The following is a 26,871-nucleotide window of genomic DNA, read 5'->3' on the forward strand; positions in this document are numbered from 1 at the left end:
GCTGGGCCGCCCACGACGACACCTACGTCGTCGACGGCGAGAACGTCGTCGTCCTGGCCCGCTACACCGCCGTCAACAAGGCCACCGGCAAACCGGTCGATGTGCGCGTCGCCCACCACTTCGTCGTACGGGGTGGACTCATCGTCCGCTTCGAGCAGTTCGTCGACACCGCACTCGTGCGGGAGGCCATGACCGTCTAGACACACAGTCCAGCACCCGAAGACAGGAGAAGCACATGTCCGCAGCCGACAACAAGGCGCTCGTCATCGCGTTTTACGAGCAGGCGTTCAACGACTACCAGCCGGAAGAGGCAGCCGCCGCGCATCTCGGCGAGACCTACACCCAGCACAATCCGGAGGCGCAGGACAGTCCGCAGGCGTTCGTCGGTTACGTCCACTGGCTGCGCGGTCAGTTCCCCGACCTGCGCCTGGACATCAAGCGTGCCGTCGCCGAAGGGGACCTGGTAGTTACCCACAGCAACCTGCATCTCAAGCCCGGTGACCGGGGCATGGCCGTCGCGGACTTCTGGCGACTCGCCGACGGAAAGATCGTCGAGCACTGGGACGTGATCCAGGAGGTGCCCGAGAAGAGCGCCAACGACAACACCATGTTCTGAGTTCCGCGACCGCAGTGGCGCCGGGACCGGCCCGCATCGCGAGTCGAGCGACCCGCCGTCACCTTCTTCTGCACCACCCCGCCGTGTGTCGCGGCACATGTCGCGGCACACGGCCCGCACTTGAGTTGAGGATGCTCCGGGCGAACGCCACCTCGTCCCTGGTACACGGTTGCTTCCGCCGGCCTTCCGCTCACCCGTCGTGGCCACGGCGGACCCGGCCAGGCCGGCGGCCGTCCGGGAGGAGCGGGCCGCTCAGGCCGCGCACCTTGTCCGCATCCCCTCCGGCCGCTCACCGCATCTGGCTCATCCGACCAGCTCGCGGCCGTCTTGTGCCGTGCTTCGTGGTGTCGGCGTGCCACAACACTCGGGCGCCGCCGCACCGACCCTTGTTTTTCCCCTCAGAAAGGTTCCCCCACATGACCAGCCTTCCCAGCCGACGCCGTCTGCTCGTCACCGGCGCGGGTGCCGTGCTCGGCTTAGGTACGGCCGCCGCCACAGCCTCCCCCGCCGCAGCGTCCACCGACGCCCGCAGGCCAGGAGGCGTCGAGGAGACCCGCACGCTCGACGAGCTGTACCAGGACGCCCTCGCGGAGGGCGGAAAGCTCGTGATCTACGCGGGCGGTGACGTCTCGACGCAGGCGGACGGCCTCCGCAGCGGCTTCAAGAGTCGTTTTCCCGGGATCGACCTGACGGTGGTCGTCGACTACAGCAAGTACCACGACGTCCGCGTGGACAACCAGTTCGCCACCGACACCCTCGTACCCGATGTCGTACAGCTGCAGACCGTCCAGGACTTCGTGCGCTGGACGGAGCAGGGCCGTCTGCTCGCCTACAAGCCGGCCGGATTCTCCAAGGTCTACGCCCCCTTCAAGGACCCGCACGGTGCCTGGGTCGCCGTCCAGGTGGCCGCCTTCAGCTACATGTACGGCCCGGCGGCGGTCGGTTCGGACGCGCCCACCAGCCCCCTCGACCTTGTCGACACCAAGTGGAAGGGGAAGATCGCCTCGTCCTACCCCCACGACGACGACGCGGCCCTCTACCTCTACACGCTCTACGTGCAGAAGTACGGCTGGGACTGGCTGGCCCGGCTGGCCGCGCAGGACGTGCAGTTCGCGCGCGGCAGCTTCACTCCCCGCGACGCCGTCACCAGTGGGCAGAAGGCCATCGGCGTCGGCGGCTCCGGCGCTGCCCTGGCCACCGGGCCCGTCAAGTGGGTGCTCCCCGACGAGAAGACGCCGTTCATGTCCTGGGGGCAGCGGGCCGCCATCCTGAAGCAGGCCAAGAACCCGACCGCGGCCAAGCTGTACCTCAACTGGCGGCTGTCCACCGGAGAGCAGCAGGTCGCCACCAACGGCTGGTCCGTCCGCACGGATGTCACCCCGCCGGCGGGCCTGAAGCCCATCTGGCAGTACCCGAACGGCAACCTCGACGGATTCCCCCGCTTCATGGCAGACCGCACGGCGGTCGAGCGCTGGAAGCAGACTTTCGCCCTCTACTTCGGAGAGGTCAAGGGAGACCCGTCGCCAGGCTCGCTCGGGCTGCACCCGGGGGCCTGACCCGCACTCCGGCGGTGACTGGGCAGGCGGTCCCTTCGATCGAAGGGACCGCCTGCCCAGGCAGGTATCGGTTGCGTCGGCGGCGAAGTGGATCCTGGTGTTCAGCCCGCGGTGACGCGGGCGTTGACCCGCCGCATCCAGGCCCGGTCGGTGTGCCACATGGGGTGGTGCGGAGCGGCGTTGGAGGTCAGGACGACGCCTTGGAAGCCTGCCGCGAGGCAGCGGTCGACGACGAACTCGGCGATGTCCTTGCCGACGGCGTCCTCCTCGAAGCGTGTCAGGAGAGGCGTGTACCCCACGACGCCCTCACCGAGGACGGCGGGAATGCCGCGCAGGCGGGCGAAGTCGGCGACGGAGTCGACCCACCCGGCCAGCGTGTCCCGCATGGCCTGCCGGTGCGTCGGATAGTTCTCGTAGAGCCACAGGTCCCAGCGGTCGGGGTCCACCCAGTCGTGCGCGTAGAACAGTTCGCGCGGGATGCCCGTGGCGGCCAGGCGCCACGGTTCGTCCGGCTGGTAGTCGGCGAAGGCCGGCGCGTCGGGGCGCAGCATGGCGGCCAGTTCGGGGGTCGGCCAGGAGGCGGTCTCGGGCGCCGCCTCGGTGCCGTGGCCGAGACCCACCGCCTCGTAGAGCGCGCCGAGGACGCCGTAGACGTAGAAGTGGAAGTGGGCGATCTGAGCCTGTTCGGGCAGGTCGCCGAGTTCGTCGGGCCAGGGTTCGCCCAGTGAGTAGGTGACGGGGATGGCGGGGTGGCGGGCCTGCAGCAGTTTCACGGCGCGTTCGAGGGGGCCGCGCAGCCGGGCGTAGTGGCCGGGGGTGCCGTCGGCCGGTACGAGGTCGCAGTTGTCGACCTCGTTGTGCACTTCGACGTAGGCAACGCGGTCGGCCAGTCCGCGCTCGGTGAGGAAGTCCAGCAGGTCGGCGAGGGCGTCGGCCACCGCCTCGGCGCGGTCCGGGCCGGGGACCGCCGCCAGGGCGCGGTGCCAGGTGTCGGTGTCGGCGAAGCTGGGGGACTGCTGGTACTCCCACGAGGAGACGATCACCTTGCAGTCATGGCGGGCGGCCGCCTCGAACAGCTCGACGAGCCGGCGGCGGCCATCCAGCGGGTAACCGCCGCGCACGTCGTACCAGCGGGTCCGTTGTCCGAACTGCTCGCCCAGGCCGCGTACTTGGAGGGTCTCGGACTCGTGGACGCGTCCGGAGAACAACAGGAAGGGCATGGCACAGATCCGCACCGTGTTGAAGCCCCGATCCACCGTCTCGGCGAAGGCGCGGTCGAGGTCGGCGAAGGGCTCACCGGCTCCGGCCTGCGTGTACCAGCTGAAGTCCCACAAGGTGATGGCCAGTCGGTCGGTGGGCCCGGGCGTGGTGGCTTGCTGCGATGCGGTGGTCATGGGGTCACCCGTCGTTCGTGTACGGAAAGGCGCCGTCGGCGGCTCGACGGCACCACGCTAGCTCAATTCATTATTTATGAATAATCCTTGACCGGGGGTGGCGGGGTTGTCCAGGCTGTGGGGCGGACGAACACGTACGTGTCTCAAGGAGCCGCCCGTCATGACCGAATCCATCCATCCGTCCCGGCGCACCGTCGTCACGGCGCTCGGCGCCGCCGCCTTCGTCGCCCTGCCGGCCTGGCCTCAGACGGCGCGAGCGGCAGACGGTACGACCGCGGCCGCCGCGACCGGCCCGGTGCTCGACACCCACCCCGCCACCGAACCCTCCGGCACCCATGTGCGGGACATCGGCGGCACCAGCGTCGTCTTCCAGTACGGCACGGTGCTCCCGGCCTTCGACGGTTGGCGCACCCATGAGCCCACGCGCGACTACCTGTCCCTGGACAAGCGGTGGCGCTTCCGGTTCGACCCCGCCGACCAGGGGCTCGACGAGGGCTGGCAGTCCCCGCACCACGACGACCGGGGGTGGGATCGCATCGATGTTCCGGCGGCCTGGGACCTGCTGGACACGCCCGGCTTCGGCTCGGAGACCGCTCCCTTCGGCCAGGGCACGGCATTCACCGACGGCTACGCCTGGTACCGCACCACCGTCGACGTACCCGCGTCCTGGCGTGCCCGGCACGTCCGTATCGCCTTCCTGGCCGCCGGCTACAGCGCCGAGGTCTGGGTCGACGGCACGCACCTCGGCAAGCATGAGGGCGCCAACGCGCCCTTCGCGCTGCCGGTCGCGGGGGCGCTCCGGCCGGGAAAGCGCCAGACGATCGCCGTGCGGGTCTTCCGCCGGGCGAGCTACACCGACTACACGGCCTCCGCTCCACAGCCGGTCACCGACGACCACGAACTCCCGTACAAGCCCGTCGACTACTGGCCCTACGCGGGGCTGACCCGCTCGGCCTGGATCGAGGCGGTCCCGCAGGTCACCATCGCCAAACTGCTCGTGTCCGCCGCGAACGGGCGCCTAGAGGCACACGCGGTCATCGAGAACCACGGGACCTCCGACTTCGACGGCCAGGTCACACTCGATCCCGGCCGGGAGAGCAGCGGCAGCCCCGCCGTGGTCCCGGCCCGGATCGCGGCCCGATCGGCGGGTGTCGTACGGGTCGTGCTCCGCGTGCCAGGCGCCCCGCGATGGAGCCCGGCCTCGCCGCACACGCTCACCGCCCGCGCCACCCTGACCGCCGGGCGGTACTCGGGGACGCGGGTGGACACGCTCTCCACCAAGTACGGCGTACGCGAACTGACCGTCGCCGACGCCCAGTTGCGGCTGAACGGCAGGCCCCTGTTCCTCAAGGGCCTCAACTGGCACGAGGAGACAGCCGCGCACGGCAGGGCGATGACGCCGACCGAGTACGACCGGGAACTGGGCCACCTCACGACCCTGGGCGCCAACTTCATCCGCAACTGCGTCTACAACCGCCACCCGTACGTCTACGACTGGGCGGACGAGCACGGCGTGCTGGTGATGGACGACATCGACACCATGTGGCTCAACACCGCACAGGAAAAGCTGCAGACCGAGCGTTACGGCCTCGCCCGCGCCCTGGCCCTGACCATGGCGTGGAACCAGCACAACCACCCCTCGGTGATCCTCTGGGGACTCCAGAACGAGTCGGAGATCGACGCCGACGGCGCGCCCGTCTACCGGGCCTGGCTCGCCGACCTCAAGGCGGCCGTGAAGGCGGTCGACCTCACCGCCCGCCCCGTGACCTGGGCGTCCAACACCAGCAACGACCCCGCCTTCGACCTCGCCGACGTGATCGGGTTCAACGAGTACTTCGGTTACTTCTACGGCAAGGACGCCGACCTCGGCCCCACGCTCGACGCGGTGCACGCGAAGTACCCCGGCAAGCCGATCCTGATCACCGAGAACGGCACCTGGTCCGTGGCCGGCACCCACGGTCCCGACACCACGCAGGGCACCGAGGAATGGCAGTCGGCGAGCTTCACGGCCCACTGGGCGCAGGTGACTGCACGCAGCGAGTTCGTCGCCGGTTTCACCTACTGGGTCCTCAAGGACTACAAGGAGCGGGCCGGATACAACCAGTCCTACAACGGCATCTCCGTGATGGGCCTGCTCACGTTCGCCGAGGAGCGACCCAAGCTCGTCTACGACGCGTTCCGCAAGGCCGCCGGTCCGGGCGGCGAGTAAGTGTCGAACGGCTGGAGGGGGGAGGGGCGGACCGCCCCTCCCCCCTCCAACCATCTGGTTCTCGGCCCGTGACACCGCCCGGCGTCAGCCCTTGACGCTGCCCTCGGTCAGACCGCTGCGCCAGAAGCGCTGCAGGGCGACCATGGCGATCATCAGAGGGACGACGGAGACGAAGGCACCTCCGACGGTCATCTGGTAGAGCTGCGGTTGGCGGTCGGCGAAGGACTGCCACGACGTCAGACCGAGGGTGATGGGGTACAGCTTGGAGTCGGACAGCATGACCAGCGGGAGGAAGTAGTTGTTCCAGATGCCGACGAACTGGAAGAGGAAGATCGTCACCAGGGCGGGGGTCATGATGCGCAGCACAACGACCGTGAAGATGCGGATCTCTCCCGCGCCGTCGATACGGGCCGCCTCCAACAGCTCGTCCGGTATGGATGCCGCGGCGTAGATCCGGCACAGGTACACGCCGAAGGGACTGACGAAGCTCGGCAGCAGGACGGCCCAGTAGGTGTTGGCCAGGCCTGCCTTGCTGAACAGCAGGTACATGGGCAGCGCCAGCGCCGTGGCGGGGATCAGGACGCCACCCAGCACGATGTTGAAGATCGTGTCGCGGCCGGCGAAGGAGAACTTGGCCAGCGCGTAGCCGGACATCGCGGCCAGAAGCGTTGCCACGCCTGCGCCGACGCCCGCGTACAGCAGGCTGTTGGCGGCCCAGCGCAGGTAGATCGCATGGTCGTAGGTGACCACCCGGTGCAGGTTGCTCAGGAACTGGGGGTGGGAGAACCACAACCCGAAGCTGCCGAACAGGCTGCCGGTGGACTTGGTGGAGGCCACGGCCAGCCAGTACACCGGGAGCAGGAAGTACCCGGCGGCCGCCACGAGCAGGCCGGTGACCAGGATGCGACTGCGCGTGGTGACCCCGGTGATGCCGCTGTGCGGCGTCGTGCCGTCGTCGGAGGCCGGCGTCTCGCCCCGTGGCGGGACCGTGCGGGCCGGTGTCTGGAGACTCACGCGTCCCCACCTCTCTTGTTGATCAGCCGCAGGAAACCGAAGGAGAGCGCGAACGCGGCGAGGGCGAGCAGCACTGCCTCGGCGGCGGCGAGGTGGTAGTTGTCGTTGGTGAACGCCTCGTTGTAGGCGCTGAGGTTGGGGGTGTAGGCGCTGTCGATGCTCGATGAGACGGGCCGGAGCACCAGTGGTTCTGCGAACAGTTGCAGCGTGCCGATGATGGTGAAGACCGTGGTGAGGATCAGCGCCGGGCGCAGTAGCGGCAGTTTGACGTGCCGGACCGTCATCCACGCACTGGCGCCGTCGATGCGGGCGGCCTCGTACAGTTCCGCGGGGATGGTGCGCAACTGGGCGACGAGAACGAGGACGTTGTAGCCGGCGAACTCCCAGGTGACGATGTTCGCGATGGACCACAGAACGGTGCTTCCGCCCAGCAGGTCGACCGACACCCCCAGGTGGCGCATGCCGTCCACGAGAGGGCTGACTCCCGGTACGTACAGGAAGCCCCACAGGACGGACGCGATGACCCCGGGGACGCCGTAGGGCAGGAAGAAGGCGGCGCGGAAGAACCGCACGCCTCTGGCCGAGGCGGTGTCCAGCAGCAGCGCGAGCCCGGCGGACAGCGCGACCATGACCGGCACCTGGACGACCGCGAACAGCAGTACGCGGCCGACGCTGTGCACAAAGGCGTGGTCGGACAACGCGTCGGAGTAGTTGCGCAGGGCTACGAAGACGGTACGGGTGCCGCCGAGCCCCAGGGCTCCGGTGTGCTCGTCATCCATGACGCTCTGGTAGACGGCGTAGCCGATGGGGACGGCGAAGGTCAGGAGGAACAGCAGGAGGAACGGCGCGACGAAAGCGAAGGGCGCCAGGTTTCTGCGGCGGCGGGGCGCTCGGGTGGGCATCAGGGTTCTTTCTGGAGTCCGGAGGGGAGAACGGCGGTGGCCGTGCCGCCCCCTCCGGAGGCGGTCACTGGCCGGTGGAAACCTTCAGACCCTTCCTCTTCAGGTCCTCGACGGTCTGCTTCTGCGCCTGCTGGACCGCGGAGACGAACGTGCCCTTGCCGGCCACGGCGGCCTGGAAGCCGTCGTTGAGGTGCTGGTAGGTGGCGTCGATCGTGGGTATCCACTTCCACGAGTTGTCGATGCTCTTGTCCGACTTCGCGAAGACCTCGTTGTACTTCTGGCCGCCGAAGAACGGTGACGGCTTGTCCAGCGAGGAGCCCTTGTACCCGTCGGCCGCCGCGGGCCAGCCGTATCCGCCCTGCAGCAGCAGGTCGACGCTCGCGGGGTCGGTGTTGAGCCACTCGGCGAACTGCAGGGCCTCGGGGATGTGCTTGGCGCCCTTGAGGACGGCCGTGGAGGATCCTCCCCAGTTCGCGGACACGTTCGAGCCCTTGGTCCACTGCGGCATGGGTGCGACCGCCCATTTGCCGGCGGTCCGAGGAGCGTTGCCGCTGATGATGGCGTCGCCCCACTGGGCGCTGACCCAGGAGGTGATGGCACCGGTCTGCAGGTCCTTGTACCAGCCGTTGGCGAAGTCGGGTTCGGTCTTGATCACTTTCTTGCTGCGCAGGTCGTCCCAGAAGGCGGCGACCTTGAGGGTCTGCGGGGAGGCGATGTTCACCGTCCAGGTGTCGCCGTTCACGCCGAACCACTTGGCGCCGGCCTGCCATGCGAGTGCGGTGAACCAGGCGGAGTTGCTGGCGGGGAAGGTGCTGATGTAGGCCTTCGGATCGGCGTTGTGGATCTTCTGCGCCGCCTGGGCGAACTCGTCCCAGGTCGCGGGCGGCGTGATGCCCCACTTCTTGAACAGGTCGGAGCGGTAGAAGAGGCCCATCGGACCGGAGGCCTGGGGGATCGCGTAGACCTTCGAGTCGAAGACTCCCTGCTGCCACTGCCAGTCCACGAACTTCGACCGGTCCTTGTCCGCGCCGTACTGGGAGAGGTTCACCAGGCCGTTCTCCAGCAGGAACGAGGGGATCTCCTGGTACTCCACCTGTGCCAGGTCGGGCGCGTTGCCGCTCTTGAGCGCGGCGCGCATCTTGGCGTAGCCGCCGCTGCTGCCCGCCGGGATCTTCTCCAGTTTGACGTGGATGTCCGGGTGGGTGGCGTTCCACTTGTCGACGGCCTTGTCGACACCGGGAACCCACGACCAGAAGCGCAGGTCGACCTTCTGGCCGGGCTTGACAGGTGCCTGGACCGCGGGGTCCTTCGAACCGGTCGAACCCCCGCAGGCGGAGATCGCCAGGGAGGCGGCGGCAAGGGTGACGGCGAGTGCGCCCCGGCTTCTGCGGCGGGGTGTGGTGCGGCTCATGGGAGGAGGTCCTTCCTAGCTTCGTACGGGAGGTGCCTGTTGCATGCGGGTCAGTTTTGGAGCGTCATCGCCACGGCGTCAAGATATATTCATAATTAATTGAAACAGCTAGGATGGGTGCGGACGGCAGCCATCAGAGGGGAGACGCACGCGATGACGGAGTGCCGCAGGATGGCGGGGCGGGTGGTGGTGATCACCGGTGCCGCGCACGGAATCGGCGCCGCCACGGCCCGAAGGCTCGCGGACGAGGGCGCGACCGTCGTGGTCACGGACGTGGACGATGCGGCGGGCAAGGCGGTCGCGGCGGGCATCGAGGAGAGCGGAGGACGTGCGGAGTACGTACGGTGCGACGTGACCTCGGCCGCCGACTGGGAGAACCTGGCCCGCCACGTCCAGGAGCACCACGGGCGGCTGGACGTCCTGCACAGCAACGCCTTCGCCCAGCTCAACAAGCCCGCCCACGAACTGAGTGAGGCCGAGTGGGACGGTCAGATGGCCGTGCTGCTCAAGCCGGCCTGGCGGGCTGTGAAGACGTTCGCGGCCATGCTGCGTGAGGCGCGGGGCTCGGTTGTCCTGACCTCCTCGGTGCATGCGGTCATCGGTCTGCCCGGCCATGCCGCGTACGCCGCCGCGAAGGGCGCGCTGTGCTCGCTGGGCCGGCAGTTGGCCGTCGAGTACGGTCCTGACATCCGGGTCAACACGGTGTTGCCCGGACCCATCCTCACCGCTGCCTGGGAGGGCATAGCGGAGTCCGAGCGGGCGCGCAGTGTGGCGGCCACGGCCGCCAAGCGCTTCGGGCAGCCGGAGGAGGTGGCCGCCGCCGTCGCCTTCCTGGCATCGGCGGACGCCTCCTACGTGACCGGAGCCAGCCTGGTGGTCGACGGAGGATGGAGCGTCATGAAGGAGTCCTCGTGAGCAGTGCGCACCGCGCGGCAGGCCGCCGTGCGCGGCGTTTGCGAACAGGACCGATACGGAAACGGAGAACGTGGTGAGCCAACCCGGCAGGGGGCTGCACGGCCAAGCGGTGGAAGAACTGGGCCGGCGCATCATCCGCGGCGACTACCCCCCGGGCTCCGTCGTCGACCCGGCCAAGTTCGAAACCGAACTCGGTGTCAGCAAGACCGTCGTGCGAGAGGCGCTGCGCGTGCTGGCCGCCAAAGGCCTGCTCGAGTCCAAGCAGAAACGCGGTACGACCATCCGGCCTCGCGCCGACTGGAACCTGCTCGACAGTGACCTGCTGCGCTGGCAGGGCAGCAGTGCCCCCACCGACGGCTTCCTGGAGGACCTCGCCGAGGTCCGCGCCATCGTCGAGCCCGCCGGAGCCCGGCTCGCCGCGACCCGCCGTACCCCGTCCGATCTGGACGCGCTGCGGCAGGCGTTGGACGCGATGGCGGCGGCGGGAACGGATGCGGAAGCGATGGTCGAGGCGGACCTGGCCTTCCACCGCGCCCTGCTGGACGCCGCGCACAACGAACTCCTCAGCCGGATGGAGGTCGTCATCGAGGCCGGACTGCGCGTGCGCGACCGGATCGTGCACGGCGCCCGGCACTTCGCCGACTCCATCCCGGTGCACCAGAAACTGCTCGCCGCCATTGAAGCCGGCGACCCGGACGCCGCCGTGGCCGCCGTCGAGTCACTCCTGGCCCAGGCCTCCGACGACCTGGAGGCCGTACGAGCGCGGGAAGAACACGACGACGTCGCGACCGACCCGCTGCCGAAGGAAGTTCCTTGAAGATAACCGGACTTGAGACGTTCCTGGTGGCTCCGCGCTGGCTGTTCCTGCGCGTCGCCACCGACGAGGGCGTCACCGGCTGGGGCGAACCCGTCGTCGAGGGACGCGCCGAGACCGTGCGCGCGGCGGTCCACGAACTGGCCGACTACCTCGTCGGCCGGGACCCACTGCGCATCGAGGACCACTGGCAGGTGCTCACCAAGGGCGGCTTCTATCGTGGCGGCCCCATCCTCTCGAGCGCCGTCGCCGGCATCGACCAGGCACTGTGGGACATCGCCGGCAAGACCTACGGCGTCCCGGTGCACCGCCTCCTCGGCGGTCCCGTACGCGATCGCGTCCGCATGTACGCCTGGATCGGCGGCGATCGCCCCGGCGAGGTCGCGGAGCTGGCCGAGGAACAGATGAAGGCGGGCTTCACGGCCGTGAAGATGAACGGCTCGGCCGAACTCGCCCCGATCGACACCCCGGCCCGCACCGCCGAGGTCGTCGCGCGCGTCGCCGCCGTCCGTGAAGTGCTGGGCGACGAGCGGGACATCGCCGTCGACTTCCACGGCCGGGCCTCCACCGCCATGTCACGCCGCCTGCTGCCCCAACTCGAACCGCTGCACCCGCTGTTCGTCGAGGAACCCGTCTCGCCGGAACACTCGGGTCACCTGCGCGGCCTGGTGGAGTCCACGAGCATCCCGCTCGCGACCGGCGAACGCCTCTACTCCCGCTGGGACTTCCGCGAGGTCATGACCAGCGGCATCGCCGTCGCCCAGCCCGACCTCTCGCACGCCGGCGGCATCTCCGAGGTCCGCCGCATCGCCGCCATGGCCGAGACGTACGACGTCGCCCTCGCCCCGCACTGCCCCCTCGGCCCGATCGCCCTCGCCGCGAGCCTCCAGATCGCCTTCTCCGTACCGAACTTCCTCATCCAGGAACAGAGCATGGGCATCCACTACAACCAGCAGTGCGACCTGCTGGACTACGTGATGGACGCCGAGCCCTTCCGCTTCCAGGACGGATACGCCGTCGCGAGCCCCCGCCCCGGGCTCGGTGTCGAGATCGACGAGAAGGCGGTACGCCGCGCCGCCGAGACCGGACACCGCTGGCGCAACCCCGTATGGCGCGGCCGGGACGGGGCGTTCACCGAATGGTGACCGCCGCCCGTGAACCGAACGTCCAAGGAGGGACAGCTCTCATGAACCTGGTGGAATCCCTACGAGCCCACCGCCTGCTCGCGATCGTCCGTGGCAAGGATTCCGCCGCGGCCCTGCGTACCGTGGTCGTCCTCGCCGAAGAGGGCATCGCGGCCGTCGAGGTCTCGCTGACCACCGCCGACGCCCTGACCGTGATCCGGCGGGCGCGCGCCGAACTGGGTCCCGACGCGCTGGTCGGCGCCGGCACCGTGCGCTCGGCCGCGGACGCCGCCCGCGCCGTGGACGCCGGTGCGTCGTACCTCGTCACCCCGGCCCTGGTCGACGGTCTGGAGCCGTACGGCGTGCCCGTACTGATGGGCGCGCTGACGCCGACCGAGATCGAGACCGCCCTCGCGCGGGGAGCCGACGCGATCAAACTCTTCCCCGGATCGCTTGGCGGACCCGGCTATCTGCGGGCCCTGCGCGACCCCTTCCCCGAGGTGCCATTCGTGCCCGTCGGCGGCGTGGACGCACCGGCCGCCCGCGACTACCTGGATCTGGGCGCCCTCGCCGTGGGCGTCGGCTCACCCCTCGTCGGGGACGCGGCCGACGGCGGCGACCTGGACCAACTCCGCTCGCGCGCGGCCGAGTTCCGCAAGGTGGCGGCGGGGGAGACGCCGTGAAGACACCGGCCCCACCCGAGGTGGTGACCTTCGGCGAGACGATGGCGGCGCTGCGAGCCCGGGAAGCGCTGCGGCTTGGCGGCAGCCTCGGCCTGTCCGTCGCGGGAGCCGAGTCCAACGTCGCCATCGGCCTCGCCCGGCTCGGGCATCGGGTGCGCTGGACCGGGCGGGTCGGTGCGGACGAACTCGGCGCGCTGGTGCTGCGCACGCTACGGGCCGAGGGCATCGACACCGACCACGCGGCCATCGACGACACCGGCCGGCCGACAGGGCTGCTGCTCACGGAACCGCGCCTGGGCACGCTCACCCGCGTCAGCTACTACCGCGTCGGTTCGGCGGGTTCGGCCGTTTCACCGGCCGACGTACTGCCCGCGCTGGCTTCGGGATCCCGCATCCTGCATCTGACCGGCATCACGCCTGCGCTCAGTGGGACGGCGGCGGAGGCCACCCTCGTCGCCGCCACGACTGCTCGTGCCGCCGGCATCACCGTATGCCTCGATGTCAACTACCGCTCCCGGCTGTGGACCGCCGACCATGCCCGCACGGTGCTCCGGCCGCTGCTGGAACACACAGACCTGCTCATCGCCTCCGAGGACGAGTTGCCGCTCGTGCAGGAACGACCCGGCGCGGGCGAATCCGAGGCCGTGCACAGCATGCTGGCCGCAGGTGTCGACGAGGTGGTCGTCAAGCGCGGCGGACGCGGCGCCACCAGTTTCACCGCAGGCGGGGCGACCGACCGCGCGGCGCGTCAGGTCGACGCCGTCGACCTGGTCGGCGCGGGCGACGCCTTCGTCGCCGGATACCTCTCCGGCCTCCTCGACGGCGCCGACATCCCCGCCCGGCTGCACCGGGCCGTCACCACCGCGGCCTTCGCCGTCGCCACCCGGGGCGACTGGGAAGGCCTCCCCACGCGGGAGGAACTCGGCCTGTTCGACCAGCCCGACGGCACGACCATCCGCTGATCCGGAGGACTGAACATGACATCCCCGTCAGTACCGGCGGCGATCGTCGTTGACGGAGCGTACGAACTCGCCGAGGGCGGTCGCTGGATCGACGACCGGTACGTGTACGTCGACATCCTCAGCGGTCGGCTCTTCGAACTGCGCGACGACACCGAACCGACCCCGCGCCAACTCGCCCGACTCGACGTACCGTTGGGAGCCGTCGCCCCCCTGCACGACCAGCCGGGCGCATGGATCGCCGCCGCGGGCACCGGCATCGCACTGCTCACCGCTGACGGCGCACTCGACTGGCTGGACCACCCCGAGGACCGCACCCCGGTCCCCAGCCGGATGAACGACGGCGTCGCCGACCCCGCCGGCCGCTTCTGGGCGGGCAGCATGGCCTACGACGGCACCCACGGGGCGGGCTCGCTCTACCGGACGGACCCCGACGGCACGGTCGTACGCGTTCTCGACGGCCTGACCATCGTCAACGGGCCCGCGTTCACCGCCGACGGCACGACCATGTACCTCGCCGACACGGCCGCCGACACCATCTTCCGCTGTCGGGTCGACCCCGTCTCCGGCGACCTCGTCGGCGGCCCGGAGACCTTCGCCCAACTGCATGATGGTGAAGGCAACCCCGACGGAATGACCGTGGACGCCGAGGGGTGCCTGTGGGTCGCGATGTGGGGCGCGGGCGCGGTCCGCCGGTACCACCCCGATGGCCGTCTGCTCCACATCGTGACCGTCCCCGCCCCGCACCCCACGTCCGTGTGCCTGCATCCCGGCGACAATCGCCTCTACGTCACCACGGCCCGCTACGGGGTGGAGAGCCCGACTGCCACCTCCGGCGCGGTGCTCAGCGTCTCCGTGCCGGTCAGGGGGACGGCGGCCTCTTCCTGGCGCGGCGGACGCCGAGATACCGTCAGCCCTTGATCGCTCCGGTGAGCACGCCGGTCCTGAAGTGTTTCTGCATGAACGGGTAGACGACAGCGGTTCCCGAACGGGTGGTCCAACTCGACTTGATCTGGGCGAACAGCTCCGGGTCCCGCCACTGCAGGGTGTTGCGGTTCAGGAACTGACCGGCGTCCCACAGCATGGTGGTGAGCTTCCGCCGGCGTGCGTAGTCGCCGAGGAACTCGAAGTACTTGAGCTGCTCACCGCGTTCAATGATGCCGGGGCGGTTGTGGTCGTAGGCCAGCAGGGCGTACTCCCCGATGACGACCGGGATGCCGCGCGAGACGAAGGTGTTGTACACGCGGTCGAAGGTGTCGGTGAGGTCCTGCTCCGCGGTGGCGTCGAACCGGGTGTAGCCGGCGATGTTCACGCTGAACGGCCACCAGCCGTAGAAGTGGATCGTCGTGGCGATCATGGGATCGCGCAGGGAGGTCAGTTGGGCGGCCAGCGCGTCGAGCCGGCCCTGGTCGGCGTTCGTGTACAGGGTGGGCAGCACGAGCAGGCGGCTGGTGTTCTGGCCGCCGGAGTCGCGGACGATCGCGTGGAAGGCCCGGTTGAGTTCGGCGAGCAGCCGGTAGTTCTCGTCGTCGCCCGAAGTGCCGCTGAACGTCGGCTCGTTGATGCTCTCGAACACGAGTCGTGACGGCTCGTCCCGGAACTCTGCCGCGATCTGGGTCCAGGTGGCGCGATAGCGAGCGAGTACGGCGTCGTGGTCGGTCGAGAGGTTGTTGACCCACATCCATGAGTCGTGGTGCATGTTGAGCAGCACGTACAGGCCTTCGTCCAGCGCCATGTCGGCTACGCGCCGGACTTTCGCCATCCAGGCCGGGTCGATCGTGTAGTCGGGGGCGGCCCCTTGGTGGACGCCCCAGGTGACGGGCAGGCGGATGCTCTTGAACCCCTGCGACCTGACCTTCTTCAATAGTGCCCGGGTCACGGGCGGGTTGCCCCAGGACGTCTCGTCGGGGATCGCGTCGTAGGTGTTGCCCAGGTTCCAGCCGGGCTGCATGGCGGCCACCGCGCTGCGGGCGGCGGGCACTCGGCGGTGGGGCGGGCGGATCCTCGGCCTGTGCGGTGGCGGTCAACAGCGGGAGCAGCACGATCGTCAGGAGGAGCGCCGCCAGTCTCCGCGGAGGCCGCGACGGCCGGCGCCGTCGCGGGAGAAACCGTGTCAATCGCCTCGTCATCGCGTGCACCTTCCGGTCGGGGCGGCGCAGACCCAGGCGGGTCCCTGTGTCGGACATGCTCGGCACGTGGATGGAGATCGGCCCGTTGCGGCCGAGTCGTGCCTTCGGGAAGGAAACTTTCGCTCTGTGCGGCGGAGAAATTAACATGAAGATGTGCTCGGGGTCACAGGTTCGTCAGCAAGAGATGCCAGAATGGCCGGGCATACCGGCACAGTTCTGTTGAGGTGTCTCTTGCATCCGGCCCCGCCTGGTGCGAGCGATTCGAAGACTGGGAAGGCGATCTTGGCGGACAACGCAGCTGACGGGCCGGCGGGCAAGGGCGACGGGCAGGGAGACACGTCCCGGCCGGTGACCATCGCGTTCATCGCCGAGTCGGCGGGGGTCTCCGTCCCTACCGTGTCGAAGGTGATCAACGGAAAGTCGGGGGTCTCCGCGGACACCCGTGCCCGGGTCGAGGCACTCGTCAACGAGCACGGCTATCGCAAACCCTCGGGGGCCAACAGGAACAACGTAGTGGAGCTCGTGTTCCGCGAGCTCCAGCACATGTGGGCCGTCGAGATCATCCGGGGTGTCGAACGGGTTGCCCGCCAGCACCGGGTCGGCCTCATGGTCTCCGAGTTCGGACTGCACGACACGGCCGAGCCCACCTGGGACGACACCGTCTCCAGACGTCCCAACTGTGTCCTGTCCGTCGCCCAGCTCTCCGAGGCCGAGCGTGAGCAACTGAAAGCGAAGGGGATCCCGTTCGTCGTCTTCGACCCCGCCACGGAGCTGCCCGACGACGTCCCGTTCGTAGGCGCCACCAACTGGTCCGGCGGCCGGGCCGCGACCCGCCACCTCACCGAACTCGGGCACTGCCGCATCGCCATGATCGGCGGCCCCGAGGACCAGCTGTACTGCTGCGCCCGGCTGGACGGATACCGCTCCGCGATGCAGGCCGCGGGCCTGCCGGTCGATCCGGAAGTCGTCGTGCACGCCCCGCTCACCCACGAGGACGGCTGTGCGGCGGCCCGTTCCCTGCTTGCTCTGCCGGAGCGTCCGACCGCGATCTTCACCGCCAACGACCTGCAGGCGCTGGGCGTTTACCAGGCGGCGCGCGAGGCAGGCCTGCGGATCCCGGACGACCTGAGCGTCGTCGGTTTCGACGACCTGCCGGTCGTGGCCTGGGTGGACCCGCCGCTGACCACCGTCCACCAGCCGCTGACGGAGATGGCCGTGGCGGCCACCGAACTGGCGCTCACGCTCGGTCGTGGTGAAGCGGCACCTCAGGTCGGGGTGGAGATCGCGACGACCCTCACGGTCCGGGGCAGCACGGCTCCCCCCAAGGGCTGACCCCCAGCGGCCGCACGCTGCTTCACACTTCATCAGCTGCACAGACGCCCGCCGCCGACAGCCCGTCGGCGGCGGGCTAGCTGTGTCCGAGGCTTCCTGTGAGGCGAGCGGGCTGCGTGACCGTTGACCACCGTGGTTCCCCTGGCTAACCTCGGCGAAGAAATTATCTGACTTTGACCTGCGAAAGTTTCGCTCTTCTCGCGAGGCTGGAAAAAGCCTGCGACGCGCCGGACCATGAACGCCGTCCCACTCCACCCACCTCGGTCGCATCCCCTTGGAGGAGTTCATGCGGAGGTTGGTCCACAGGTATCGCGCCCGACTCATCGGGCTGGCCGCAGCGGTGTCACTGGCCGTGGCTGTCACACCGTCAGCGGCGGCCGCTCCCGCTGCCATCAGCGCCTCGGTGTCGGTCGACGCGGGCCGTGCGCTTGCGACAATCCCGGCGACCGGTGTCGGGATGAACGTCGCGGTCTACGACGGCAACATGAACCACCCCGAAGTCCCCGGGCTGCTGAAGAACGCCGGTACCGGGATGGTCCGCTACCCGGGCGGCAGCTACGCCGACGGCTACCACTGGCAGACCCACACCGTCGAGGGCGGCTACGTCGCGCCCAACACGGACTTCGACACCTTCATGGGCACGGTACGCGCCGTCGGCGCACAACCGATCATCACCGCCAACTACGGCTCGGGCACACCCGAGGAGGCGGCGGCCTGGGTGCGCTACGCCAACGTGACCAAGGGCTACGGCGTGAAGTACTGGGAGATCGGCAACGAGGTCTACGGCAACGGCCTCTACGGCGCTACCTGGGAAACCGACCACCATGCCGGCAAGACCGCCACGACGTACGCGACCAACCTCGTCCAGTACGCCACCGCCATGAAGGCCGTCGACCCGTCCATCAAGATCGGCGCGGTGCTGACCACCCCCGGGGCCTGGCCGGACGGCATCACGGGCCCTGGTGACTCGATGGACTGGAACCACACGGTCCTGTCGATCGCCGGATCGAAGATCGACTTCGTGATCGTGCACCACTACCCGATCGGCAACAGCCAGGCCGACCTGCTGGGCAAGCCCCAGGCGGAGATCCCGAACATGGCCGCCACTCTGCGCTCACTGATCAACCAGTACGCCGGGACCAACGCACCCGACGTGGGCATCGCGGTGACGGAGGCCAACGCCAACGCTTACAAGGACACCTCCCCGAACGGCCTGTTCGCCCCGGACGAGTATCTGACCTGGATGGAGAACGGCGCGTTCACCGTCGACTGGTGGAACCTGCACAACGGCACCGACTGCGCCCACGTGACCACGGTCGAAGGCGCCACGGACTACGACGACGGAGGAATCCTGTCCAGCGGCGCCTCCTGCGAGCCGCCCCTGAACACGCCCTTCGCGCCGTACTACGGCACCCGGATGATCACCAAGCTGGGTGCGCCCGGCGACACGCTGGTCCGGGCCGTCGGTTCGACCCCGGTCATCTCCGCGCACGCCGTCCGGCGGGCAGGCGGCGACCTCAGCGTCATGCTCATCAACAAGGACCCCGTCAACGCCGCCACGGTCACGCTGTCGTACAGCGGGTTCAGCCCGTCCTCAGCCGCCCCGACCGTGTACTCGTACCTGAAGAACGCCACCTCGATCGGTTCCGCGGCGACGGGCAGCGCGACCAGCCAGACGGTTCCCGCCTACTCGATCGTGGTCGTCCAGCTCCACCGCTGAACCAACCCACCTACAACGTAAGGATTCGATGAGGGTGTCGAGCAAGCCCGAGAAGGCCAACACCATCGAGAACCCGGTGATCCCCGGCTTCCATCCCGACCCCTCCGTCTGCCTGGCGGGCCAGGACTACTACCTGGCCTGTTCCAGCTTCGAGTACTTCCCCGGGGTACCCGTCTTCCACAGCCGGGACCTCGTGAACTGGACCCAGATCGGCAACGCGCTCGACCGGCCGAGCCAGCTGCGCCTGCCGCTCGACACCCCTTCGTCCGGCGGCATCTACGCACCCACCCTTCGCCACCACGACGGCCGCTTCTGGCTGATCGTCACCAACGTGAGCGGGGACGGCAATCTGCTCTTCACGGCCACCGATCCGGCCGGCCCCTGGTCCGATCCCGTCCGGCTGCCCGGAGTGCAGGGCATCGACCCGGACCTCGCCTGGGACGAGGACGGCAACTGCTGGGTCACCACCGCCGGAGTCGGACAGATCCGCATCGACCCCCACACCGGGGAGTCGTTCGGCCCCTCACGCCGGCTCTGGTCCGGCGCGCCCGGAGCCAAGGCGCCCGAAGCACCGCACCTCTACAAGATCGGCGACTACTGGTACCTGCTCATCGCCGAGGGCGGCACCGAACGCTGCCACAGCGTCTCGATCGCCCGCAGCCGCACGCCCACGGGTCCGTTCGAGCCGTGCCCGGCCAATCCGATCCTGACCCACCGGGGCACCGACCACCCCATTCAGAACACCGGTCACGCCGACCTGGTGCAGGCGCCGGACGGCTCGTGGTGGATGGTGCTGCTCGGCGTGCGACCGGGCGGCGGCACCCCGGGGTGGCACGTACTGGGCCGGGAGACGTTCCTGGTGCCGGTCGACTGGGCCGACGGCTGGCCTGTCGTCGGCGAACTGTCGGCCTCGATGCCCGCCCCGAACTGGCCGCTGCAACCGCAGGCCGCGGTGCCGGGCCGGGACGACTTCGACCTGCCAGCGCCGGCCCCGCACTGGATCTCATTGCGGCACCGACCGCCGGAGGTCTGCACCACGAAGGAACGGCCCGGCTGGCTCACTCTTCAGGCGCGCGGCGGGTCCCTCGACGACACCGACGTGACGTTCGTCGGCCGGCGGCAGCAGCACGTGTCATGCCGTGTGCGGGCTCTGGTCGACGTCGCAGACGGCCGCGGCGGCCTGGCCGTCCGCCTCGACGAGCAGCATCACTACGACATCGAGGCCTCCTCCGGCGAGGCACAAGTGCGGGCCCGTATCGGCCCGTTGAGCACGGTCGTCACGTCCCGTCCGACACCCCGGGGGCCTGTGGTCCTCCGCATCGAGGTGACCGCCGTACACGCGGTGAACGATGCGCGCACCGGCCCGGACACCGTCACGATCGGCATCGAGGAGCCGGACGGCTCCTTCGTCGAACTCGCCTCCCTGGACGGGAAGTACCTCTCGACGGAGGTCGCCGGCGGTTTCACCGGCCGGGTGATCGGCATGTTCGCCGGCGCCGGCTCCGTCCACTTCGACTGGTTCGAGTACGAAGCGGTCGATCGCTGACGCGACCCGCGCCAGGCCGGTGTCGCACCGCACTGGGCCCGACAGGCGAGGCGTTCGCCCGTCGGGCCCCGACCAGCCATGACCGCAGGCCGAACGGCGGACGTCGGGGCGGTGGAGGCCCCGGACGCGATCCGCTGCCGGCGGACGGTGTTCTCCGGGCGTTCGATGTGCGACTGGAAGATCCTGAGGCCTCCGCCCCGGCCTGCCCGTCGTCGAGGGAGTCCTTGAGGGTGTGAGTCCGATCGTGGCCGTCACTGGCGGATGTCCGGAATCTGCAAGCGGTCAGGTCCGCCACGGGAAAGACGGCACGTCGCCGTGCGGGATTCACTCGGGGGAGCCCGCGACGAAGGAGGCCGTTCACATGCCCGACCTGCCCGCCGGAGAGTTCTGGAAGGACCTCAGGCCGATCGAGAACTCCTTCCGTCCCGACGCCCTCCCCGAGGTCTACCTGTCCAAGGTGGCCACGGACGACGACCGCTATTACGTGCCGTTCACCGAGACCGTCGGCTCCCGCCCACTGTGGATCAACGTCAAGGACAACAGCTGGGCCGACATCCTGCGGGCCAAGGAGGCGGGGCTGGTCAACCGGCACTACCACCCTCACGAGGTGTTCGCGTACACCATCTCCGGCAAGTGGGGCTACCTGGAGCGGCCCTGGACGGCGACCGCGGGCGACTTCGTCTACGAGGCCCCGGGAGAGGGGCACACACTGGTCGCCTACGACAGCGACGAGCCGATGAAGGCGTTCTTCATCGTCAAGGGCCCGCTCGTCTGGCTGGACGAGAACGGTGAGCCCGACGGCTTCTTCGACGTGCACGACTACATCAAGATGTGCCGCGAGCACTACGAGAAGGTCGGTCTCGGCGCCGACTACGTCAACTCCCTGTTCCGCTGAGGGGACGGGCGTGCCCACGGCCGTTCCTCCTCGCCGAACCGGGCGTCGGCGTGGCCGCGAGGTCGCCTCGGCTGCCGGCAGTGAGACCGGTCACCTGGACGAGTCACTCCGAAGTGATGTTCACCGACTCGATCAGTTTCCGCACCGATTCAGCAGGGACGCGCCCTTGCGGCGTCTCGCCCGCTTGAACGAGGGTCGCAGCGGCGCCGCCCCGCGCATGGCCAGATCGGTCTCGAACTCCCCGGAGGCGAAGCACTTGTCCGTAATTAGCCGCAGGCCGGGACGGTCGGTGAGTGTGTCCGGCTCATGATCGACATCGCCGTCAGCATCTCGTGCTCGCCCAGCTTCGGGTTCGCGAGGGCTCACAGGAAAGGGGAACATCGCGCCGAGACGGGAGCGGATGAACCGCAGCCACTTGGACTCCGAGGTGAAGCCAGCATCGCCTGGGCGACTGCGAGGCGGACGAGCTCGGCACGGTGAGGAACAGGCAGCACACCGGCTCCGGCCGCTACTGCGCGCCGAGCGTCATCCACTGAATACCCCTTGACGCATCGCTACGCCCGATCGCCGTCACTTCAGAATGACTTGTCACCTGCAGGGGCCGGCGAACTGCCACTCGGCATCGGACAGTTCGATGCGACGTATCACCTGACCATGATCCATACCAAGGCGCGGCCTGGAACTCGTCTAGATCATCCCGTTTCCGTTGGCCGAGGTCTCCGGCACCGTCTGGGTGATGTCCCAGTGCTCCACGATCTTGCCGTTGCGGACCCGGAACAGGTCCAGGATCACCGTGCCCCGGTCCCCCGGGTAGTTCACGTAGAGGCTGTGGACGGCCACCAGGTCGCCCTCGGCGATGATCCGCTTCGGTGTGACCGTCAGCTGCGGGGCTGCCGCGAAGTAACCGCCGAGGCCCGCCTTGCCCGCAGCCACGCCGTTCTGCATCTGCGGGTTGTGCTGGAGGTAGCCGGCGTCCCAGTACCGGTCGAGGGCGGTCAGGTCCTTGTGGACCATGAGCTCGTCGAAGGCCTTGGTGACCAGCTCCTTGTTGGCCTGGGTGAGCCGGTGATCCAGGGGCTGTGAGGTCTTCGGCGAGCTGAGCGTCGAGAACATGTCGTTGCCGCTGGCCGTGGTGTCGGGCACGCTCTGGATCACGTCCCAGTGCTCGGCTATCTTCCCGTCCTTGAAGCGGAAGATGTCGATGACCGACGAGCCCTTGGTGCCCGGGACCAGCACGACGTTGGAGTGGAGCAGCACGAGGTCGCCCTCGGAGATGACCCGCTTGACGTCGTACTTGGCCTCGGGGAACTGCTTGTGGATCGAGGTCGCCAGGCCCTTCAGAGCCGCTGCCCCGTCCCCCACGGTCGGGTTGTGCTGGATGTAGTCCGACCGCACGAAACGGTCCACCACCTTAATGTCCCCACGCTCGAACACGCCCTTGGCGACCGTGACGGCGACGGCCTTCTGGTAGCCGAGGCGCGCGAAGTCCCCATAGCCGTCATAGCTGCCACGCCCGCCGTTGCCGTGCGCCGCGTACCCGGCGTCCGCGCTCCCCGGGGCCGCGACGGCCGGTACGGACGCGACACTCAGGACAATGGCGCCTGTGAGGACGGCGACGACTGCCCTGCGGGCGGAGGGGGTGGGGGGCATGGTGCGCTCCAGACACTTGAGGATCGAAAGATCGACCAGTTAGCTTGAATCTTAAAACTCTTCCTTGTCAGGTAAACACCGGTCGCCGGGCACAGTCAATATCCTTTGCCGTTCCTTTGGTGCCCGCCCGAAGCGCACGCAGCTAAGGGCCCGCCGAACCGGCCGCGAGATCGCCCTGGCTTCTGGCAGCGAGACCGGTCACCTAGGCTGAGCCCTCCTGACATGCACGACATGGGAGGCCCCTTGTCCGCCCCCTCCGTGATCTCCCAGGCCACCACCGAGCACATCGCACCCGCCGAGCGCATCCACTACTGGGAGGACTACAACCGCAGGGCGCTGGTGGGCCTGTCCTGCACCTCCTATTCCGAGCAGGGCCTGCTGGCCAGGCAGACCAACATCGAACTGGGCGGTCTGCGCCTCGCCGACATCACCGGCAACGCGCATGCCATCGAGCGCAGCCCGCAGACCGTCAGGTCGGCACCCAAGGACTCGGTGTTCGCGTCTCTCCTGCTCAGGGGAGAGGCGGTGTTCCTGCACGAGAACGGCTGCCTCGCCGGGACGGCGGGCGAGCTGATCATCTACGACACACGAAGGCCGTATCTGTTCGGGTTCTCCTCCTCGATGCGCCAGATCCTGGTGGACGTGCCCCTCAACCTGTTCGCGCAGGCGTGCGGGGGAGGCGGGTTGCCCGGGCCGATGCTGTTCGGGCGGAGCACAGCGCGGGAGGGCGCGCTCCTGGCCGCGTTGAGTTCCCGACTCGGCAGGCTGGCCGCGTTGCGTGACGTGACGCAGGGTCCCGCCGACGCCGAGGTCACCGTTCTCGATCTGCTCCGCCAACTCGCCGAGGAGCGTACGGGAGGGAGGACGGGGTCGGACGCCTACCGGTCGCAGCTCGTCGTGGCCGAGGACTACATCGACCGGCATCTCCATGACCCGGGACTCGGAGCCGCGCAGGTGGCCGGTGTCATGGGCATCTCGGTGCGGCACCTGGGGCGGATCTTCGAATCGACCGGCAGGTCTCCAGCACGGCACATCGTGGAACGGCGCCTGGTCAGGGCCCACCAGGAGCTTTCCGGGCCCGGGGCGCGGGAGACCAGGATCGCCGATGTCGCGTACCGGTGGGGCTTCTCCAGCCAGGCCCACTTCGCCCGCCTCTTCCGCTCCAGGTTCGGGCTCACCCCGAGCGAGGCCCGCGCGGAGGCGACGAAGTAGCGCACGTGCGCGGATCGCGGGGACCGGGTCCGGGCCGCCGGCTCCGCTCCCGCGGTCGAGTGCCGGCCGCCCGGCTCGCTGGTCTGTGGCCCGCGAGCCTGTGCGGCTACTGATAGGTCCGGCCTATACGGGGCATCGATTTTTGGTCGTGGACCCCTCATCCGTGGCCCGGTTCACTGTGGCCAAAGTCCGCGCGCACCGATCGGGCTCGGTGTCGCGCGATCAGGGAGGCTGCAATGACGCATACCCCAAGCCACGGTCGAGCCGAACAAGCCGCGCGGATCGCGGCGAAGCCGTGGTACCGGCAGTTGTACGTCCAGGTTCTGGTGGCGATCGTGATCGGCATCGTGCTGGGCTGGCAGTGGCCGGATCTGGCCACGGACATGGAGCCGATCGGCACGACGTTCATCACCGCGATGAAGATGCTGATCGGCCCGATCGTCTTCCTGACGATCATCGGCGGCATCGCCGGCGTCGCGGACCTGAAGAAGGTCGGCCGCACCGGGATCAAGGCGTTGGCCTACTTCCAGGTCGGCACGATCGTCGCCCTGCTGACGGGCCTGGTGGCGATCAACGTCTTCCGGCTCGGCGACGGTGTGCACGCCGATCCGTCCACGTTGAAGACATCGGGTGATGCGAGCCAGTACATCTCGCAGGGCGAGCACCAGCACTGGTGGGAGTTCCTCACCAACATCGTGCCGAACAGCTTCTTCGGCCCGTTCGTCGAAGGCAACATCCTCCAGGTGATCTTCCTGGCCGTCGTCTTCGGTATAGCCATCAAGATGGTCGGCAAGACGGGCGAGCCGATCATCGCGGCTGTGGGGCGGCTGACCGACGTCGTCTTCAAGGTGCTGTCCTTCATCATGAAGGCCGCGCCGCTGGGCGCCTTCGGCGCGATGTCGTACGCGATCGGGAAGTTCGGCCTGTCCACGCTGACCAGCCTCGGCTCGCTGATCCTCCTCTTCTACGTCACCTCCGCGCTGTTCGTCGTGGTGGTGCTCGGCGCGGTGCTCGCCCTGTACGTGCGGCTGAACATCTTCCAGCTCTTCCGCTACTTCAAGGAGGAGTTCTGGCTGATCCTCGGCACGTCGACGGCCGAGCCCGCGCTGCCCGGACTGATGCGCAAGCTGCAGTTCATGGGCGCGGAGCGGTCCACGGTCGGCCTGGTGGTCCCGACCGGCTACAGCTTCAACCTCGACGGCGCGGCGATCTACCTCTCCCTCGCCACCCTCTACATCGCCCAGGCCACCGACACCTCCCTCTCCCTGGGGCAGCAACTCGGCCTGCTGGCCGTCATGTTGCTCACGTCCAAGGGGGCGGCGGGCGTAGCGGGCGGCGGGTTCATCGCGCTGACCGCGACGCTGTCGACGGTCGGTTCCGTCCCGGCGGCAGGCATCATGCTCATCTTCGGCATCGACAAGTTCATGTCCGAGTGCCGGGCCCTGGTGAACTTCTTCGGCAACGCCGTCGCCACGCTGTTCGTCGCCAGGTGGGAGAACGGCCTGGACCTGGAGCGGGCACGCGCGGTACTGGCGGACAAGGCGGGCGAGGTGCCGCTGACCACCGGGGCCGAGGACGTCCGGCCGGTAGGCGCGGCCCCCGTACCGCAGACGGCCGAGGTGACGTCCTGATGGTGTCCGTGCTGATCGCCCCGGACAAGTTCAAGGGCTCCCTCAGCGCCGACGAGGCCGCCTGCGCACTGGAGCGCGGCCTGCTGGAAGGCGCCCCGCATGCCCGGGTCGGCCGCCTCGCGCTGGCGGACGGGGGAGAGGGGAGCGTGGCCGCCGCCTGCGCGGGCCGGTTCAGCCCAGAGAAGATCACGGCGACCGGGCCGACCGGCCGGCCCGTCACGGCCGAGGTCGCGGTGCACGGCCGTACCGTCCTCGTCGAGGCGGCGGCCGTCTGCGGACTCGGCGTCCTGCCGGGCGGCCGCAAGGCGCCGCTCTCGGCCACCAGCCGGGGCATCGGCCAGGCCTTCCAGTACGCGCTGGCGGGCGGGGCCGACACGATCGTCCTCGCGCTCGGCGGAGTCGCCACCACCGACGGCGGCGCGGGCCTGCTGCAGTCCCTCGGTGCGGTACTGGCCCGGGAGGACGGCACACCGATCGGCCCGGGCGGCGAGGGACTCGCCGCTCTCCGCACGGTCGACCTCGCCGAGGCCCGCGCGGCTCTGGCGGGAGTCGACCTCGTCCTCGCCACCGATGTGGACAACCCGCTGCTCGGAGCGACCGGCACGGCCGCCGTCTACGGGCCCCAGAAGGGGGCGACCGCGAGCGAGGTGCGGGTACTGGACGACGCGCTCGCCGGCTTCGTACGGCGGCTGGAGGCGGCGGGCGTGCCAGAGGCAGCAGGTCTTGCCGATGCCCCCGGTGCCGGGGCGGCCGGCGGGCTCGGATATGCCGGGATGCTGCTGGGCGGGCGGGTGCGGTCCGGAGCCGACTACTTCCTCACCCTGCTCGGTGCCGACGACCTGCTGGCCGGGAGCGACTTCGTCGTCACCGGCGAAGGCAGCCTCGACGAGCAGTCCCTGTCGGGCAAGCTGCCGGTCGCGCTCGCCCGGCGGGCCCGTCGGCGGGGCACGGCGGTGCACGCGGTGGCCGGCCGCTGCACCCTCCCCGCCGACAGGACGGCCGCCTACTTTCGCTCCGTCCAAGCCCTGACGGACCTGACCGACCAGGACTGCGCGAACGACAGTGCCCTGTCGGCGCGACTGCTCGCCCAGTGCGGGCGGACTCTCGCCGACCGCTGGATCGGGCGGGGAGGAACGGAAACCAGCAGGTAGGCTCGCTC

The 26,871-nt window shown here is 69.2% G+C and carries 23 protein-coding genes and 1 pseudogene; 17 read left to right on the plus strand and 7 right to left on the minus strand.

Annotated features, from left to right (window positions below):
* From ACWC09_RS18030 to ACWC09_RS18040, 3 genes are all read left to right on the plus strand, one after another.
* On the plus strand, nucleotides 1–200 hold a 200-nt coding region (locus ACWC09_RS18030; protein ID WP_450851510.1), incomplete at its 5' end, for a nuclear transport factor 2 family protein.
* A 35-nt stretch (nucleotides 201–235) separates the two neighbouring features.
* The gene (locus tag ACWC09_RS18035; protein WP_450851511.1) at nucleotides 236–616 is read left to right on the plus strand and encodes a nuclear transport factor 2 family protein; all 381 of its coding nucleotides are present in this window, start codon (nucleotides 236–238) and stop codon (nucleotides 614–616) included.
* A 416-nt stretch (nucleotides 617–1,032) separates the two neighbouring features.
* Nucleotides 1,033–2,172: an ABC transporter substrate-binding protein gene (locus ACWC09_RS18040; RefSeq protein ID WP_450851512.1), complete on the plus strand. Its 1,140-nt coding sequence runs from the start codon at nucleotides 1,033–1,035 to the stop codon at nucleotides 2,170–2,172.
* A gap of 101 nt (nucleotides 2,173–2,273) precedes the next feature.
* Here the strand turns inward: ACWC09_RS18040 and ACWC09_RS18045 are convergent, their stop codons facing one another.
* On the minus strand, nucleotides 2,274–3,566 hold the full coding sequence (locus ACWC09_RS18045; protein WP_450851513.1) for a cellulase-like family protein: 1,293 nt from the start codon (nucleotides 3,564–3,566) through the stop codon (nucleotides 2,274–2,276).
* Nucleotides 3,567–3,726: 160 nt separating this feature from the next.
* Between ACWC09_RS18045 and ACWC09_RS18050 the strand changes: the two genes are divergently transcribed.
* A complete protein-coding gene (locus ACWC09_RS18050) occupies nucleotides 3,727–5,775 on the plus strand; it encodes a glycoside hydrolase family 2 protein (protein ID WP_450851514.1) in 2,049 nt (682 codons plus the stop codon).
* 84 nt (nucleotides 5,776–5,859) lie between these two features.
* Here the strand turns inward: ACWC09_RS18050 and ACWC09_RS18055 are convergent, their stop codons facing one another.
* The 3 genes from ACWC09_RS18055 to ACWC09_RS18065 all read right to left on the minus strand — a co-directional run bounded on the left by ACWC09_RS18055 (nucleotide 5,860) and on the right by ACWC09_RS18065 (nucleotide 9,102).
* A complete protein-coding gene (locus ACWC09_RS18055; protein WP_450851515.1) occupies nucleotides 5,860–6,789 on the minus strand; it encodes a carbohydrate ABC transporter permease in 930 nt (309 codons plus the stop codon).
* Nucleotides 6,786–7,691 (minus strand): carbohydrate ABC transporter permease, encoded by a 906-nt coding sequence (locus ACWC09_RS18060; protein ID WP_450851516.1) that lies wholly within the window; start codon nucleotides 7,689–7,691, stop codon nucleotides 6,786–6,788. Before ACWC09_RS18060 ends, ACWC09_RS18055 begins: the two co-directional genes overlap by 4 nt.
* Nucleotides 7,692–7,755: 64 nt before the next feature.
* Entirely contained in the window at nucleotides 7,756–9,102 is a 1,347-nt protein-coding gene (locus ACWC09_RS18065) for an ABC transporter substrate-binding protein (RefSeq protein WP_450851517.1), read from the minus strand.
* Between the two features lie 153 nt (nucleotides 9,103–9,255).
* Here ACWC09_RS18065 and ACWC09_RS18070 point away from each other — a divergent pair, with 153 nt between their 5' ends.
* The 6 genes from ACWC09_RS18070 to ACWC09_RS18095 all read left to right on the plus strand — a co-directional run bounded on the left by ACWC09_RS18070 (nucleotide 9,256) and on the right by ACWC09_RS18095 (nucleotide 14,518).
* Nucleotides 9,256–10,017 (plus strand): SDR family NAD(P)-dependent oxidoreductase, encoded by a 762-nt coding sequence (locus tag ACWC09_RS18070; RefSeq protein ID WP_450851518.1) that lies wholly within the window; start codon nucleotides 9,256–9,258, stop codon nucleotides 10,015–10,017.
* Nucleotides 10,018–10,087: 70 nt separating this feature from the next.
* The gene (locus tag ACWC09_RS18075; protein ID WP_450851519.1) at nucleotides 10,088–10,834 is read left to right on the plus strand and encodes a FadR/GntR family transcriptional regulator; all 747 of its coding nucleotides are present in this window, start codon (nucleotides 10,088–10,090) and stop codon (nucleotides 10,832–10,834) included.
* A complete protein-coding gene (gene dgoD, locus ACWC09_RS18080) occupies nucleotides 10,831–11,976 on the plus strand; it encodes a galactonate dehydratase (RefSeq protein WP_450851520.1) in 1,146 nt (381 codons plus the stop codon). The genes ACWC09_RS18075 and dgoD overlap by 4 nt, the downstream gene beginning before the upstream one ends.
* A gap of 41 nt (nucleotides 11,977–12,017) precedes the next feature.
* Nucleotides 12,018–12,638 carry a bifunctional 4-hydroxy-2-oxoglutarate aldolase/2-dehydro-3-deoxy-phosphogluconate aldolase gene (locus ACWC09_RS18085; RefSeq protein ID WP_450851521.1) on the plus strand — a complete coding sequence of 207 codons (621 nt, stop codon included), beginning with the start codon at nucleotides 12,018–12,020 and terminating at the stop codon, nucleotides 12,636–12,638.
* A 41-nt stretch (nucleotides 12,639–12,679) separates the two neighbouring features.
* Nucleotides 12,680–13,600: a sugar kinase gene (locus ACWC09_RS18090; protein ID WP_450851627.1), complete on the plus strand. Its 921-nt coding sequence runs from the start codon at nucleotides 12,680–12,682 to the stop codon at nucleotides 13,598–13,600.
* A gap of 15 nt (nucleotides 13,601–13,615) precedes the next feature.
* A complete protein-coding gene (locus tag ACWC09_RS18095) occupies nucleotides 13,616–14,518 on the plus strand; it encodes an SMP-30/gluconolactonase/LRE family protein (RefSeq protein ID WP_450851522.1) in 903 nt (300 codons plus the stop codon).
* Here the strand turns inward: ACWC09_RS18095 and ACWC09_RS18100 are convergent.
* A complete protein-coding gene (locus ACWC09_RS18100) occupies nucleotides 14,508–15,578 on the minus strand; it encodes a glycoside hydrolase family 5 protein (protein ID WP_450851523.1) in 1,071 nt (356 codons plus the stop codon). The two genes, ACWC09_RS18095 and ACWC09_RS18100, sit on opposite strands and share 11 nt — an antisense overlap.
* Nucleotides 15,579–16,008: 430 nt before the next feature.
* Between ACWC09_RS18100 and ACWC09_RS18105 the strand changes: the two genes are divergently transcribed.
* The 4 genes from ACWC09_RS18105 (at nucleotide 16,009) to ACWC09_RS18120 (ending at nucleotide 21,219) form a co-directional block, all read left to right on the plus strand.
* The gene (locus ACWC09_RS18105; protein WP_450851524.1) at nucleotides 16,009–17,058 is read left to right on the plus strand and encodes a LacI family DNA-binding transcriptional regulator; all 1,050 of its coding nucleotides are present in this window, start codon (nucleotides 16,009–16,011) and stop codon (nucleotides 17,056–17,058) included.
* Between the two features lie 286 nt (nucleotides 17,059–17,344).
* On the plus strand, nucleotides 17,345–18,778 hold the full coding sequence (locus tag ACWC09_RS18110; protein ID WP_450851525.1) for an LPXTG cell wall anchor domain-containing protein: 1,434 nt from the start codon (nucleotides 17,345–17,347) through the stop codon (nucleotides 18,776–18,778).
* A 28-nt stretch (nucleotides 18,779–18,806) separates the two neighbouring features.
* Nucleotides 18,807–20,324, plus strand: coding sequence for a glycoside hydrolase family 43 protein (locus tag ACWC09_RS18115; protein ID WP_450851526.1), 1,518 nt, complete (start codon nucleotides 18,807–18,809; stop codon nucleotides 20,322–20,324).
* 361 nt (nucleotides 20,325–20,685) lie between these two features.
* On the plus strand, nucleotides 20,686–21,219 hold the full coding sequence (locus ACWC09_RS18120; RefSeq protein ID WP_450851527.1) for a 2,4'-dihydroxyacetophenone dioxygenase family protein: 534 nt from the start codon (nucleotides 20,686–20,688) through the stop codon (nucleotides 21,217–21,219).
* Between the two features lie 112 nt (nucleotides 21,220–21,331).
* On the opposite strand, the pseudogene ACWC09_RS18125 reads toward ACWC09_RS18120, so the two are convergent.
* Together ACWC09_RS18125 and ACWC09_RS18130 are read right to left on the minus strand one after the other, a co-directional pair.
* Nucleotides 21,332–21,581: pseudogene (locus tag ACWC09_RS18125) on the minus strand (IS982 family transposase); the annotation flags it as partial.
* A 325-nt stretch (nucleotides 21,582–21,906) separates the two neighbouring features.
* A complete protein-coding gene (locus ACWC09_RS18130; RefSeq protein WP_450851528.1) occupies nucleotides 21,907–22,869 on the minus strand; it encodes a nuclear transport factor 2 family protein in 963 nt (320 codons plus the stop codon).
* A gap of 243 nt (nucleotides 22,870–23,112) precedes the next feature.
* On the opposite strand from ACWC09_RS18130, the gene ACWC09_RS18135 reads away from it, so the two are divergent.
* The 3 genes from ACWC09_RS18135 to ACWC09_RS18145 all read left to right on the plus strand — a co-directional run bounded on the left by ACWC09_RS18135 (nucleotide 23,113) and on the right by ACWC09_RS18145 (nucleotide 26,863).
* Nucleotides 23,113–24,081 carry a helix-turn-helix domain-containing protein gene (locus tag ACWC09_RS18135; protein WP_450851529.1) on the plus strand — a complete coding sequence of 323 codons (969 nt, stop codon included), beginning with the start codon at nucleotides 23,113–23,115 and terminating at the stop codon, nucleotides 24,079–24,081.
* A 236-nt stretch (nucleotides 24,082–24,317) separates the two neighbouring features.
* Nucleotides 24,318–25,712: a C4-dicarboxylate transporter DctA gene (gene dctA, locus ACWC09_RS18140; RefSeq protein ID WP_450851530.1), complete on the plus strand. Its 1,395-nt coding sequence runs from the start codon at nucleotides 24,318–24,320 to the stop codon at nucleotides 25,710–25,712.
* Nucleotides 25,712–26,863 carry a glycerate kinase gene (locus ACWC09_RS18145; protein WP_450851531.1) on the plus strand — a complete coding sequence of 384 codons (1,152 nt, stop codon included), beginning with the start codon at nucleotides 25,712–25,714 and terminating at the stop codon, nucleotides 26,861–26,863. The genes dctA and ACWC09_RS18145 overlap by 1 nt, the downstream gene beginning before the upstream one ends.
* Nucleotides 26,864–26,871: the final 8 nt, after the last annotated feature.

Source organism: Streptomyces sp. NPDC001617, assembly GCF_053596855.1.

Coding starts and splice junctions, on each gene's coding strand:
- ACWC09_RS18035 (WP_450851511.1), top strand. CDS start 236: ATGTCCGCAGCCGACAACAAGGCGCTCGTCATCGCGTTTTACGAGCAG.
- ACWC09_RS18040 (WP_450851512.1), top strand. CDS start 1,033: ATGACCAGCCTTCCCAGCCGACGCCGTCTGCTCGTCACCGGCGCGGGT.
- ACWC09_RS18045 (WP_450851513.1), bottom strand. CDS start 3,566: ATGACCACCGCATCGCAGCAAGCCACCACGCCCGGGCCCACCGACCGA.
- ACWC09_RS18050 (WP_450851514.1), top strand. CDS start 3,727: ATGACCGAATCCATCCATCCGTCCCGGCGCACCGTCGTCACGGCGCTC.
- ACWC09_RS18060 (WP_450851516.1), bottom strand. CDS start 7,691: ATGCCCACCCGAGCGCCCCGCCGCCGCAGAAACCTGGCGCCCTTCGCT.
- ACWC09_RS18065 (WP_450851517.1), bottom strand. CDS start 9,102: ATGAGCCGCACCACACCCCGCCGCAGAAGCCGGGGCGCACTCGCCGTC.
- ACWC09_RS18070 (WP_450851518.1), top strand. CDS start 9,256: ATGACGGAGTGCCGCAGGATGGCGGGGCGGGTGGTGGTGATCACCGGT.
- ACWC09_RS18085 (WP_450851521.1), top strand. CDS start 12,018: ATGAACCTGGTGGAATCCCTACGAGCCCACCGCCTGCTCGCGATCGTC.
- ACWC09_RS18090 (WP_450851627.1), top strand. CDS start 12,680: ATGGCGGCGCTGCGAGCCCGGGAAGCGCTGCGGCTTGGCGGCAGCCTC.
- ACWC09_RS18095 (WP_450851522.1), top strand. CDS start 13,616: ATGACATCCCCGTCAGTACCGGCGGCGATCGTCGTTGACGGAGCGTAC.
- ACWC09_RS18110 (WP_450851525.1), top strand. CDS start 17,345: ATGCGGAGGTTGGTCCACAGGTATCGCGCCCGACTCATCGGGCTGGCC.
- ACWC09_RS18115 (WP_450851526.1), top strand. CDS start 18,807: ATGAGGGTGTCGAGCAAGCCCGAGAAGGCCAACACCATCGAGAACCCG.
- ACWC09_RS18120 (WP_450851527.1), top strand. CDS start 20,686: ATGCCCGACCTGCCCGCCGGAGAGTTCTGGAAGGACCTCAGGCCGATC.
- ACWC09_RS18130 (WP_450851528.1), bottom strand. CDS start 22,869: ATGCCCCCCACCCCCTCCGCCCGCAGGGCAGTCGTCGCCGTCCTCACA.
- dctA (WP_450851530.1), top strand. CDS start 24,318: ATGACGCATACCCCAAGCCACGGTCGAGCCGAACAAGCCGCGCGGATC.
- ACWC09_RS18145 (WP_450851531.1), top strand. CDS start 25,712: ATGGTGTCCGTGCTGATCGCCCCGGACAAGTTCAAGGGCTCCCTCAGC.